This is a genomic window from Streptomyces sp. ISL-87 (assembly GCF_018614095.1).
In the GTDB taxonomy this organism is placed as follows: Bacteria; Actinomycetota; Actinomycetes; order Streptomycetales; family Streptomycetaceae; genus Streptomyces.
Genome location: NZ_JAGGOY010000146.1, coordinates 1 through 11,926, shown reverse-complemented (window position 1 = coordinate 11,926; position 11,926 = coordinate 1). Strand labels below are relative to the sequence as shown.

Here is an 11,926-nt window from a genome sequence, read left to right as displayed (position 1 = left end):
CATTGCCCCCAAGGTCGTTAGCCTTGCGGCCGTACTCCCAGGCCGGGAACGTAATACGCTCCCGGTGTCAGGCGCTGCTGTCCGCCTCCGTCGCCACCGACTTCGCCCAGCGGTAGTCCGCCTTGCCGCTCGGGGAGCGCTGGATGGCCGGAGTGATCACCAGTTGGCGGGGGATCTTGTAGCCCGCCAGCTTGCTGCGGCAGTGGTTCTGGATCTCGTCCAGGGTGGGTTCCGGGGAGCCCTCGCGGATCTGCACCACCGCGGCGACGTGGTTGCCCCAGGTGGCGTCCGGGACCCCGGCGACCAGGGCGTCGTACACGTCCGGGTGGGACTTCAGCGCCTGCTCGACCTCCTCCGGGTAGACCTTCTCGCCGCCCGTGTTGATGCACTGGGAGCCGCGCCCGAGGACGGTGACGATGCCCTCCTCGTCCACGGTCGCCATGTCGCCGAGCAGCACCCACCGCTCCGTGCCCTTCTGGAAGAAGGTCTCGGCGGTCTTGGCCGGGTCGTTGTAGTAGCCCAGCGGGACGTGGCCGCGCTGTGCGAGCCGCCCCGGCCGGCCCACCGGCACCGGCTCGTGGGTCACCGGATCCACCACCTGCGTACGGTCGTTGACCTGGAGGCGGAATCCCTTCTCCGGGCCGGAGTCGTCCGTGGCGCGGCCGTTGGAGCCGGATTCGGACGAGCCGAAGTTGTTCAGGAGCAGCACATTCGGCACGAGCCTCTGGAACTCGGCGCGCACCGTCTCGGACATGATCGCCCCGGATGAGGAGACGCTGAACAGCGAGGACAGGTCGGTGCCCTTCAGCGGGCCGTTCAGGGCGTCGATGAGCGGCCTGAGCATCGCGTCGCCCACCAGCGACACGCTGGACACCTTCTCCTTCTCAATCGTACGGAGCACCTCCTCGGGCGCGTACTTGCGGTGGATGACCACCCGCTGCCCGTAGTTGAAGGCGATGAAGGAGGTGAGGGTGGACGTGCCGTGCATCAGCGGGGGCGCGGGGAAGAAGGTGAGTCCGGCGCCGCGCGCCGCGACCCGCTCGGCCAGTTCCTCGGGCCGCTTCACCGGCTCGCCGGACGGGTCGCCACCGAAGAGCCCGGCGAAGAAGAGGTCCTCGGCCCGCCACATGACGCCCTTGGGCATGCCGGTGGTACCGCCGGTGTAGATGATGAACAGGTCGTCGGGGGAACGGGGCGCGAAGCCGCGTTTCGGTGAACCGGCCGCCTCCGCGTCCGCGTACGCGACCGGGGGGATCGAGGGCTCAGGCGCGCCCTCGGGCGTGGCCCCGACCCGGATCAGGTGCCGGAGCCGGGTGGTCTGCGGCAACGCGGCCGCCACCCGCTCGGTGAACTCGCCCTCGAAGACGAGCGCGGCGAGGTCGGCGTCGTTGTAGAGGTAGACCAGCTCCTCCTCCACGTAGCGGTAGTTGACGTTCACCGGCACGAGGCGGGCCTTCAGGCAGGCCAGAACGGTCTGGAGGTACTCGATCCCGTTGTAGAGGTGCAGGCCCAGGTGGTCGCCGGCCTTCAGCCCGCTGTCCAGCAGGTGGTGGGCGATGCGGTTCGCCGCAACGTCCAGCTCCGCGTACGTCAGGCGCCGCTCGGCGCCGGTCCCGGGGTGGTCCACGTACACGAGGGCCTCGCGGTCCGGGACCACGTCCACGACCGACTCGAACAGGTCGGCAAGGTTGTACTCCACCATTCCTCCTGACCCTGGAAGTTCCTCCGGCTGTCTGGCGCCGGCTGGCTGGCCGTTGCCCCATGACTGTTCCGCTCGGCGGTCATTAGAGCCCCGCTCAGCCCAATGGGGAAGGGCGCGGCCGAAGAAATCTGACTGAGTGTCAGAAAACTATTGAACTGCACTCGCCCCTCCTGCAACCTGTTCTAGGTCTTGAGAGGGAGGACGGCAATGGGTGGGACAGAACACCTGACCGTGGAACGCCACGGCGCCACGCTGGTACTCACCATGAACAGGCCGGAGGCGAAGAACGCGCTGTCGCTGCCGCTGTTGGTGGGCCTGTACGACGGCTGGCTGGAGGCGGATGCGGACGACGCGATCCGGTCGGTGGTCCTGACGGGCGCGGGCGGCGACTTCTGCGCGGGCATGGACCTCAAGGCGCTGGCCGGGAAGGGCATGGCGGGCGATCAGTACCGCGACCGGCTCAAGGCCGACCCCGACCTGCACTGGAAGGCGATGCTGCGCCACCACCGGCCGCGGAAGCCGGTCATCGCGGCGGTGGAGGGGTACTGCGTGGCCGGCGGGACTGAGATCCTCCAGGGCACGGACATCCGGGTCGCGGGGGAGGGGGCCACCTTCGGGCTGTTCGAAGTCAAGCGCGGGCTCTTCCCGATCGGCGGCTCGACGGTACGGCTGCCGAGGCAGATCCCGCGCACGCACGCGCTGGAGATGCTGCTGACGGGGCGCCCGTACTCGGCGGGGGAGGCCGCGCGGATCGGGCTCGTCGGGCAGGTGGTGCCGGACGGCACGGCGCTGGACAGAGCGCTGGAGATCGCGGAACTGATCAACGCGTGTGGACCGTTGGCGGTGGAGGCGGTCAAGGCGTCGGTGTACGAGACCGCCGAGCTGACGGAAACCGATGGGCTGGCCGCCGAACTGGCCCGGGGCTGGCCGATCTTCGACACGGCCGACGCCAAGGAGGGCGCCCGCGCCTTCGCGGAGAAACGCCGTGCGGTATACCGCCGGGCGTAGGCACCGGCCGCGCGCCGACCCCGCCCCAACCGGGGCGGCCTGAACCGGTAGGCCGACCTTGGCCGGTTGGACGCCCGTCTCCGGTCATCCGAACCTGGTCGCTAGCCCTAGGAGTGGCGAGTGCCGAGTGGCGAGTGGCCGATCGGTTAACTCGGCCAGGTCGGGCGGGCCTTGCCCGTCCTGGTTGGTCCGGACGGACGGGGCCGACTGTCCTCCGCCGGCCAGAGCGTCCCGGGGCGGCGGGGCCCTGGCTGGACCGGTCGGTCTGGACGACTGGCCTCGGCCGACTGATTCGACAGGGGCTGGCTGGGCCAATTCAGTTGGTTCGGGCCGTTATTGGCTGACCCGGCTGGCTCAGGCCGCCGACTGGGCCCCCGGTGCCGACTTGGCCACCGGGCCGACGGGCCACCTGGCCATTCGGCCACCCGTCCACCCGGGGCCACCGGCCCGGCGGGCCGACGGGGGCACCTGGCCACCGGCCACCGCACCGACCGGCCCACCCGGCCACCCGGCCACCCGGCCACCGGGCCACCGGGCCCACCCGGCCACCGGGCCGACGGGCCCACCCGGGCCCCGGGACACCCGGCCACCGGGCCGACGGCCCACCCGGCCGCCCGGCCTACCGGCCCCCCCGGCCCGCCCGGGTCGGGTCGGGAGGAGTCGGCCGGGCCGCCCCGCAGGAGTACGCACGTACGCCACGTATGAGACCGACCACCCCGCCCCCGGAGAATCGGAGAGTCACCCATGACAGCAGCAGCGTCCCCACCAGAGGTGCTGCGCGCGCCCCTCGTCGTCGAATTTCCCTTCACCCGGTCGCTCGGCCCCGTGCAGAGCGCGTTTCTGACCGGCCTGCGGGAAGGCGTCGTACTCGGTGTCAAGACCGCCGACGGCAAGGTGATGGTGCCGCCCGTCGAGTACGACCCCGTCACCGCCGAGGAGATCCGCGAGCTCGTCGAGGTCGCCCCCACCGGTACCGTCACCACCTGGGCCTGGAACGGCGCCCCGCGCCCCAACCAGCCCCTCGGAACCCCCTTCGCCTGGGTCCTCGTACGCCTCGACGGCGCCGACACCGCCATCCTGCACGCCCTCGACGTGCCCGGGCCAGACGCCGTGCGCACCGGGATGCGGGTCCGGGTGCGGTGGGCCGAGTCGCGGTCCGGGGCGATCACCGACATCGCCTGCTTCGAGGCTTACGAGGGCGAGGCTTCCGAACGCCATGCCGCCCCGCACGACGGGGCCTTCGCCGACGCCGTCACCGGCATCGTCGCCGAGGCCCGGCTGGACTACACGTACAGCCCCGGCCGCGCCCAGACCGCGTACATCAACGGCCTCGCCCAGCAGAAGACCATCGGCGAGCGCTGCCCCTCCTGCCACAAGGTGTACGTGCCCCCGCGCGGCGCCTGCCCCACCTGCGGGGTCGCCACCACCGATCAGGTCGAGGTCGGTCCGGCCGGCACCGTCACCACGTACTGCATCGTCAACATCAAGGCCCGCAACCTGGACATCGAAGTCCCCTACGTCTACGCCCACATCGCCCTCGACGGCGCCGGCCTCGCCCTCCACGGCCGGATCGGCGGGATCCCGTACGACCAGGTCCGCATGGGCCTGCGCGTCGAACCGGTGTGGACCGAAGGCGGCCGCTACCCCGACCACTACCGCCCCACCGGCGAACCGGACGCGGACTACGACGCGTACAAGGAGCTCATCTGATGGCCAGGACGAGCAGCAGGCACGCACGTGAGGTCGCCGTCGTCGCCTTCGCGCAAAGTGACCATCTGCGCCGCACCGACGAGTTGAGCGAAGTCGAGATGGTCATGCCCGTCCTGCATCAGGTGCTGGCCCAGACCGGGCTCAAGGCGGGCGAGATCGGCTTCACCTGCTCCGGCTCCAGCGACTACCTGGCAGGCAGGGCCTTCTCCTTCACCATGACCCTCGACGGGGTCGGCGCCTGGCCCCCGATCTCCGAATCGCACGTCGAGATGGACGGCGCCTGGGCCCTCTACGAGGCCTGGGTCAAGATCCAGACCGGCGAGGCCGATACCGCGCTCGTCTACGCGTACGGGAAATCCTCGCCGGGGTCGGTACGGGACGTGCTCACCCGGCAGCTCGACCCCTACTACCTCGCCCCGCTCTGGCCCGACTCCGTGGCCCTCGCCGCCCTCCAGGCCCAGGCGCTGATCGACGCGGGCGAGACCGACGAGCCGGCCCTGGCCGCCATCGGCGCCCGTAGCAGGGCCGCCGCGGAGGCCAACCCGCACGCCCAGCTCAGCGGCGACGCCGTCCCGCAGGGCGAGTACCAGGTCCGGCCCCTCCGTACGGGCGACTGCCCGCCCGTCGGCGACGGCGCGGCCGCGGTGATCCTGGCCGCCGGGGACGCGGCCCGGCGGCTGTGCGCGCGGCCCGCCTGGATCACCGGTATCGACCACCGCATCGAAGCGCACAGCCTCGGCCTGCGCGACCTCACCGACTCGCCGTCCACCCGGATCGCCGCCGAGCACGCCGGAGTCTTCGGCGGCCCGGTGGACACGGCCGAACTGCACGCGCCGTTCTCCTCCCAGGAGGTCGTCCTGCGCAAGGCGCTCGGGATCGACGAGTCCGTGGCCGTCAACCCGTCCGGCGGGGCGCTCGCCGCCAACCCGGTCATGGCCGCGGGCCTGATCCGGATCGGCGAGGCGGCCGCCCGGATCCACCGCGGCGAGTCCGACCGGGCCGTCGCGCACGCCACCTCCGGCCCCTGCCTCCAGCAGAACCTCGTCGCCGTCCTGGAAGGGGATTCCGTATGAGTACGACGGGCAAGGAGCCGGTGGCCGTGGTCGGCATCGGCCAGACCAAGCACGTGGCCGCCCGCCACGACGTCTCCATCGCCGGACTCGTCCGCGAAGCGGCGGCGCGCGCCCTCGCCGACGCCGAACTGACCTGGGCGGACATCGACGCGGTCGTCATCGGCAAGGCCCCCGACTTCTTCGAGGGCGTGATGATGCCGGAGCTGTATCTGGCGGACGCCCTCGGCGCGGTCGGCAAGCCCATGCTGCGCGTGCACACGGCGGGCTCGGTCGGCGGCTCCACGGCACTGGTCGCCTCCAGCCTGGTGGCGGCGCGCGTCCACCGCACGGTGCTGACGCTCGCCTTCGAGAAGCAGTCCGAATCCAACGCCATGTGGGGGCTCTCGCTGCCCGTGCCGTTCCAGCAGCCTCTGCTGGCGGGGGCCGGCGGGTTCTTCGCGCCGCACGTGCGCGCGTACATGCGGCGCACCGGCGCGCCCGACACGGTGGGCTCGCTCGTCGCGTACAAGGACCGCCGCAACGCGCTGAAGAACCCGTACGCCCACCTCCACGAGCACGGCATCACCCTGGAGAAGGTCCAGGCCTCGCCGATGCTGTGGGACCCGATCCGGTACTCGGAGACCTGCCCCTCCTCGGACGGCGCCTGCGCGATGATCCTCACCGACCGGGCGGGCGCGGCCCGTTCGCCGAAGCCGCCCGCGTGGGTGCACGGCGGTGCTATGCGCAGCGAGCCGACCCTCTTCGCGGGCAAGGACTTCGTCTCCCCGCAGGCGGGCAAGGACTGCGCGGCCGACGTCTACCGGCAGGCGGGGATCACCGATCCGCGCCGGGAGATCGACGCGGTGGAGATGTATGTGCCGTTCTCCTGGTACGAGCCGATGTGGCTGGAGAACCTGGGCTTCGCCGACGAGGGCGAGGGCTGGAAACTCACCGAGGCCGGCGTCACCGAACTCGACGGCGACCTCCCCGTCAACCCGTCCGGCGGTGTGCTGTCCACCAACCCGATCGGCGCCTCCGGCATGATCCGCTTCGCCGAGGCGGCCCTCCAGGTTCGCGGCCAGGCCGGTGAACATCAGGTTCCGGACGCCCGCCGGGCCCTGGGGCATGCGTACGGGGGCGGTGCGCAATTCTTCTCGATGTGGCTGGTGGGGGCGGAAGCGCCCAGCTCCTGAACACAATTGAGCGCTTCGGTGGAGCAGCCGGAACGGTGCCGGACGGGCAGCCGGAAGGGTGCCGGACAGGTCACGTGTGACGCACCGTGGCCTGTGCGGCACCCGCCGCGATGGTTACCCTGGCCCCCGGACGACGTACCGGGAGGAGCACGCACGTGGCCGAGAGCATGACTTCGCAGCCTCTGGCTGGCTGGGGCAAGCCGGACCTCGATCTCAGCGGGGCGGACTGGCAGTCGAGCAGCCGAGGGGCGGGGGACGTCCAGATCGCCTTCGTCGAGGGGTTCATCGCGATGCGCAACAGCGAGCGCCCCGAGAGCCCTTCGCTGATCTTCGCGCCGGACGAGTGGCGCAAGTTCGTCCTGAACGCGCGGGGCGGGGAGTTCGACCTGACGTGACGCGGGAGCGGTGCACCACCGGGCGCGGAGCCGCCGCCCCGGTGGCACCGCCCCGGTGGCACCGCGCGCAGGGCCGGCCGCGTCAGCCTGATCAGGCAAATTGCCTGGTGTGCCGCGTACTGTCTTCCGTCTGCCGCAAGCTGGGCACGGACCTCCCCGGACTCACGGACGCACTGGAGGCGTACACCCGCGGCCTGCGAGACCCCGCCGGGCCGGTCCCCGCCGCCCCTACGGCCTGATCGAGGAGATGGCCGCGCGTTCGGCGGTTCGCAGGGGCGGCCTGCTCAGCTGCTCGCGGCGCGGTCCCAGGGCGGCGGCCAGCAGGACCGGCGGGGTGAACAGCCGGGCGGCGGGCCGCTCCAGGGTCATCACGTCGGTGACGGCGCGGGCGACCCGTCCGTTGCCGGTGCTCGTGAGGAGCAGCCGGCGTACGTAGGCGGCGCTGAGCCTCTCGGCGAGGGTGGGGCCGTTCTCCGCCGCGCCGGGGTAGAAGACGTCGTTTCCGGTGGACAGGGCCCAAGCGGCGGCGACCGGCCCGGCTACGGCCTTCTGGGCGCGGGCGCCGAGGTGCGGGGCGTACCAGCCGAGCCGGGCGACGGTGTCGCGCAGGGCGAGGGCGCTCTGCGCGGCCACCGACATGCCGTGGCCGTACACCGGGTTGTAGGCGGCGGTGGCGTCCCCGAGCACGACGAAACGCCCGGGGAGCGCGGCCTTCTCGTACGCGTGCCGGCGGTTGACGGTGGTACGGGTGACCACGACGTCGGTCAGCGGCTGCGTCTGGGCGATCAGCTCGCCGACGATCGGGTGTCGGACGGCCCGCGCGAAGGCCTCGAACACGGCCGGATCCTTGGTGGGTTCGCCGCCGCGCGTTCCGGACAGGGTGACGAGCCAGCGGTCGCCTTCGATCGGGACCAGGGTCGCGGACTGGCCGGGACCCGTCTCGCGGGGGTTGGCCTGGACGTTCACGATGACGGGGAACGCGGTCCCGAGGCCCTTCGGGGCGCGGAAGGTCCGGCTGGCGTATACGAGGCCGGGGTCCACCGTCCGCACCGCGGCCGCCGGTACGCCGAGTTCTCCGAGCCACGCGGGGGTACGGGAAGCCCGGCCGGAAGCGTCGACCAGCAGGTCCGCGGCCAGGACGCGCTCCCGGCCGTCGGCGCCGCGCACGCGGACTCCGGTGACGCGCCGGGCGTCGCCCTCCAGGTTCAGGACCTCGGTCCGGTCGGTGACGGTGACACGTGGCAGTGCCGAAGCGGACCGGCGGATGTGCCAGTCGAGGAGGTCACGGCTGGCGAGGACGACGTAGTGCGACTGCTCCGACCAGCGCCGGAACCAGCCTTCGGGAGAGTAGCCGACCATGTTGGTCGGCAGCGCGATCCGGTGGGCGCCGCCGTCCAGGAGCCGGCCGACGGTGCCGGGCAGGAGGGTGTCGATCGCCCGCGCCCCGCCGGACCACAGGAGATGCGCGTGGTGGGCCTGGGGAAGCCCTTTGCGCGACTCGGGCCCGTCGGGCAGTGCGTCACGCTCGACGACGACGACGTCGGCGAACGCGGAGAGCGCGGCGGCCGTGAGCATGCCGGCGAGGCTGCCTCCGATGACCACCGCCGTTCTCGGCCCGGGCGAGGACGTGGAACCGCTCATGAAGTCACGCTCTCTGGGTGGTCGGCCGCCCGTACCGGGCGCGGAAGGAGGCAACGTACGAGGACCGGCGCAGGGCCTTGGAAACGGCGACGAGGTCCGGGGAATGCGGACTTCCCGCCGCGACGGCCGGGGCCCCGGCCACCTCTTCCACGGGGTGTTCGATTCCGTGGCGCAGGCAGTGAACGGCGGCGATCACCGCGACCGCGTCGGCGGTGGCGGCGGCCTGGGCGGGGCTCTCGTGCCGCGCGGTGGCCTCGGCGAGGGCGCGGCGGCGCACGTCGGGGTCCATGTACGGCTGGAGCCGGAGCAGTCCGTCGCTGATCTGAGTCCTGCGCTGGATGAGGCGTCGGCTCACCGGGGACCGCCGGGGCAGCCGGAGGGTACCGGTGTCGAGGGCGGCCAGTTCGTTCACGAACGGGCTCAGGCACCGGAACTGCCAGTAGTCCGCCCAGATCCCCTGAACGGCTTCCCCGGCGTGCGGCAGGATGAAGCCGACGGCGACGAAGAGCGCGCAGATGGACGCCAGGGGCGGGGCGACGTACGTACTCAGCCAGTCCAGGTTGTTGCCGGTCCAACGGGTGACCACCGCGATGAGTTTCACGGTGTCGTAGCCGAGGTTCAGGATGAATCCGATGACCAGGAGCACCAGCCCGGCGCGCAGCCATCCCGACACCTGGCGCAGCCAGGTCCAGGTGACCACGGAGGTGATCGCGCAGGCGACCGTGTGGGCCAGCAGGTAGAGCAGGATGTGCTCGCGCATCCAGGGCGTGTTGGCGTAGTACGTGTCGAGGTCCCGCAGCCGTTCGACCGGCACGTCGGCGAGCGCGAAGGTGATCCAGAGGCCGGCGACGACCGCGGAGTAGATCACGCCGATCGTCCATGTGGTCCGGCGGACACGCTTCGGGTCGCCACCGCGCCAGTGGATGATCATCACCAGGCAGGCGGCACAGAACAGGGTGAGTACCGTGTAGACCACCGGCGCCGCGAAGTTGACGATGCCCGTGGCGTGGTTCATCGCCGCGATGGTCTCGGGCCGGCCGAAGTAGAACACCGACGAGCCGAGGAGGAGCAGGCCTCCGACGTTGCGCACGTTGGGATCGTTGCGCCAGAACCTCATCATCACCGGAAGCCGGATCACGAAGGCCAGGGTGAGGATCGCCGCCGGTATGAAGTACGGGATGTAGAACTTGTCCGAGTTCACGTCAGCCGATCGGTCCGCGGTAGCCGAGGGTGTTGCCGATGCGCCCGGCGACGTCATTGCCCCGGACCGTGCCGGGGGTGTCGCCGGCGGGGAGCCAGGCTCTGCACCTGTCCCCGAGGAGGAGCCCGAACGTCTCGGCCTCGATCTCCTCGGCGTCCTCGTAGTGGGAACGCGCTGCGACGGCGGCGTAACTCAGGTCGGGGCCGCCGCCGCCCTGCCCCTGCAAGGACCGGGCCGCCGCGGCCGCGCCGAGCCCGTGCGCGCTGCAATGGCCGGCCTGCATGTGCCACAGCTCGTGCCCGAGGATGACGAGTTGGTGGTCGGCGGTGGTGAACTTCTCCACTACGACGATGTCGTAGTCCTCCATGTTCAGCAGTAGCCCCGAGGTGGTGAGCTGGGTGGGGAAGCGCTCGAAGCGCAGCACGATGGGGCGGCCGCCGCGCGTCGCGCTCATCGCGTCGCACAGGGCACGGAAGAGCTTGTGCGGGTCGACGGGCTTCTCGAGGTCGAGCGACGAGGTCAGCGCGGTGCACAGCTTGCGCATGGAGCGGGCGCGGGAGAGGTTCACACCGCCCCCTCAGAGGACAGCATTCCGGTGATCATGCCGAGCAGCAGCGTCTCCTGCGTGTGGGTGAGGGTCTTGCCCCGGGTGGACATGGAGACCAGCCCGTACTGGCGGACGAGGTTCGCCATCAGGTCGCCCGAGGTGTTGTCGAGGGACCGGACCACCGGCTGGAGGGCCCTGCTCACGGCCTGGGACGGAGTGTCCGTCAGGAAGGTGCTCTCCTGGCCGAAGAAGGCCGCGATGCGGGGGCCGTGCCGCTCCATACCGGGAGGTGTCCCGCCGGCGACGAGCTCGGCGACCCACCACGGGGTGACGTCGATCGCCGCGGCGATGTCGGCGATCGGATAGGGCCGGCCGCTGGCGTCGAGGGAGGTCGTACAGAGGAACTCGGCGCGTCGGCGGGCGAGTTCGTCGGCCTCCTGGCGGGTGGGCTCTTCGAGCTCCTCGCCTCGGAGCAGGGCGGCCGTCACTTCGGAGGGAACCCCTGTCCCGGCGGCGAGATCCTCCACGTCGAGCATCTCGTCCACATCGAGTTGTCTCTCCTTGGCGAGCGCCCGTATCTGAGCGAGCGTCACGGCGAGGGAAGGAACAGACTCAATCATCTGCCTGCACTTCCTGTGTCTGAGGGCAATCAGCCGGCTTGCCCGCCTGCGGCAAGCCTAAGCGGTTGAAAATGCAAGATCCAGATTGAGCCAGCATCGTTGTCGAATCGAGAGCGATCCCCTACGGCCGGGGGCGGCGACCCTCGCCCGTACGCGGCCGGTCCCGTCCCGCGGCTGGTCCCGTGCCGCTCTGTCCCGCGTGGCCCGGGCCGGGCCGCGCGCGGCGCGGGCGACCGGCGCGGCCGCCCCCGGGGCCGGCCCGTGGTTCGGCGGCAGCCGGTGCGAGCCCCGGGCGGTGCTCCGGTCGGCGGTCCAGGTTGGACTCCGGGCGGATCCTCGGAGGCGACCGCCGCGGGGCGCCGGGTGCGAGGACCGGGCGGCGGCCGGTGGGAGGCCGGGGTGGGGAGCCGAGGTATGGAGCCGAGGTTGGGGGGTCCGGCGGGGGAACCCGGCGGGGTCCTGGGTAGGGCCCGGGTGTGTGGCCCGGCGGGCCCCTGCGCAGTGCCGGGATGTGGCCCTGGCGGGATCCGGCGGGGCGCACGGGACAGGCGGGGCGGTGGTCACGCGAAATGGTTGGCGGGGGCCGGGGCGCGGGAGGCGTCGGGGACTGCGGCCCGGCGAGTAGCCAGTGGGACACAGGGACGGTGCTCGCGCGAAGGGGGCGGGACATAGGGGCGGTGCTCGGGCGAGGGCGGCGGGGCACAGGGCGGTGGTTACGCGAGGGGGTGGGTGGCCCCCTGGCCGGGGGGGGGGAGGCGTCGGGGGCTGTGCCCGGCGGGTGGCCGGCGGAGTACTGGGGCGGTGGCCGCGCGAGGGGTCGGCGGGGGATGGGGCGGTGGCTCCGCGGAGGGTGGGGC

The 11,926-nt window shown here is 72.0% G+C and carries 10 protein-coding genes; 5 read left to right on the top strand and 5 right to left on the bottom strand.

Annotated elements, in window-relative coordinates:
• Positions 1-67: 67 nt before the first annotated feature.
• On the bottom strand, positions 68-1,699 hold the full coding sequence (locus J7I97_RS37360) for an acyl-CoA synthetase (protein ID WP_214944608.1): 1,632 nt from the start codon (positions 1,697-1,699) through the stop codon (positions 68-70).
• A gap of 210 nt (positions 1,700-1,909) precedes the next feature.
• Between J7I97_RS37360 and J7I97_RS37355 the strand changes: the two genes are divergently transcribed.
• The 5 genes from J7I97_RS37355 to J7I97_RS37335 all read left to right on the top strand — a co-directional run bounded on the left by J7I97_RS37355 (position 1,910) and on the right by J7I97_RS37335 (position 7,060).
• A complete protein-coding gene (locus J7I97_RS37355) occupies positions 1,910-2,710 on the top strand; it encodes a crotonase/enoyl-CoA hydratase family protein (RefSeq protein ID WP_214944603.1) in 801 nt (266 codons plus the stop codon).
• 744 nt (positions 2,711-3,454) lie between these two features.
• Positions 3,455-4,420 (top strand): Zn-ribbon domain-containing OB-fold protein, encoded by a 966-nt coding sequence (locus J7I97_RS37350; protein ID WP_214944601.1) that lies wholly within the window; start codon positions 3,455-3,457, stop codon positions 4,418-4,420.
• Positions 4,420-5,493, top strand: coding sequence for a thiolase domain-containing protein (locus tag J7I97_RS37345; RefSeq protein WP_214944599.1), 1,074 nt, complete (start codon positions 4,420-4,422; stop codon positions 5,491-5,493). Before J7I97_RS37350 ends, J7I97_RS37345 begins: the two co-directional genes overlap by 1 nt.
• Positions 5,490-6,665 carry a thiolase domain-containing protein gene (locus tag J7I97_RS37340; protein ID WP_214944597.1) on the top strand — a complete coding sequence of 392 codons (1,176 nt, stop codon included), beginning with the start codon at positions 5,490-5,492 and terminating at the stop codon, positions 6,663-6,665. The genes J7I97_RS37345 and J7I97_RS37340 overlap by 4 nt, the downstream gene beginning before the upstream one ends.
• 167 nt (positions 6,666-6,832) lie before the next feature.
• Positions 6,833-7,060, top strand: a complete 228-nt coding sequence (locus J7I97_RS37335; protein ID WP_374103765.1) for a DUF397 domain-containing protein — start codon at positions 6,833-6,835, stop codon at positions 7,058-7,060.
• A gap of 228 nt (positions 7,061-7,288) precedes the next feature.
• On the opposite strand, the gene J7I97_RS37330 is transcribed toward J7I97_RS37335, so the two are convergent.
• Genes J7I97_RS37330 through J7I97_RS37315 form a run of 4 tightly spaced genes read right to left on the bottom strand, consistent with a single transcriptional unit; the run spans position 7,289 to position 11,069 of the window.
• Complete coding sequence (locus J7I97_RS37330; protein ID WP_214944593.1) at positions 7,289-8,701, bottom strand: FAD-dependent monooxygenase; 1,413 nt, start codon at positions 8,699-8,701, stop codon at positions 7,289-7,291.
• Between the two features lie 4 nt (positions 8,702-8,705).
• The gene (locus J7I97_RS37325; RefSeq protein WP_214944591.1) at positions 8,706-9,902 is read right to left on the bottom strand and encodes an MAB_1171c family putative transporter; all 1,197 of its coding nucleotides are present in this window, start codon (positions 9,900-9,902) and stop codon (positions 8,706-8,708) included.
• 1 nt (position 9,903) lies between these two features.
• Positions 9,904-10,446, bottom strand: a complete 543-nt coding sequence (locus J7I97_RS37320; protein ID WP_214944606.1) for a toxin-antitoxin system, toxin component — start codon at positions 10,444-10,446, stop codon at positions 9,904-9,906.
• 20 nt (positions 10,447-10,466) lie between these two features.
• On the bottom strand, positions 10,467-11,069 hold the full coding sequence (locus J7I97_RS37315) for a hypothetical protein (protein ID WP_214944589.1): 603 nt from the start codon (positions 11,067-11,069) through the stop codon (positions 10,467-10,469).
• Between the last annotated feature and the right edge of the window lie 857 nt (positions 11,070-11,926).

What these genes read in the sequence shown, in the direction of transcription:
- J7I97_RS37345 (WP_214944599.1), top strand. Translation starts at nt 4,420, where the DNA reads ATGGCCAGGACGAGCAGCAGGCACGCACGTGAGGTCGCCGTCGTCGCC.
- J7I97_RS37355 (WP_214944603.1), top strand. Translation starts at nt 1,910, where the DNA reads ATGGGTGGGACAGAACACCTGACCGTGGAACGCCACGGCGCCACGCTG.
- J7I97_RS37320 (WP_214944606.1), bottom strand. Translation starts at nt 10,446, where the DNA reads ATGCGCAAGCTGTGCACCGCGCTGACCTCGTCGCTCGACCTCGAGAAG.
- J7I97_RS37350 (WP_214944601.1), top strand. Translation starts at nt 3,455, where the DNA reads ATGACAGCAGCAGCGTCCCCACCAGAGGTGCTGCGCGCGCCCCTCGTC.
- J7I97_RS37330 (WP_214944593.1), bottom strand. Translation starts at nt 8,701, where the DNA reads ATGAGCGGTTCCACGTCCTCGCCCGGGCCGAGAACGGCGGTGGTCATC.
- J7I97_RS37335 (WP_374103765.1), top strand. Translation starts at nt 6,833, where the DNA reads ATGACTTCGCAGCCTCTGGCTGGCTGGGGCAAGCCGGACCTCGATCTC.
- J7I97_RS37340 (WP_214944597.1), top strand. Translation starts at nt 5,490, where the DNA reads ATGAGTACGACGGGCAAGGAGCCGGTGGCCGTGGTCGGCATCGGCCAG.
- J7I97_RS37315 (WP_214944589.1), bottom strand. Translation starts at nt 11,069, where the DNA reads ATGATTGAGTCTGTTCCTTCCCTCGCCGTGACGCTCGCTCAGATACGG.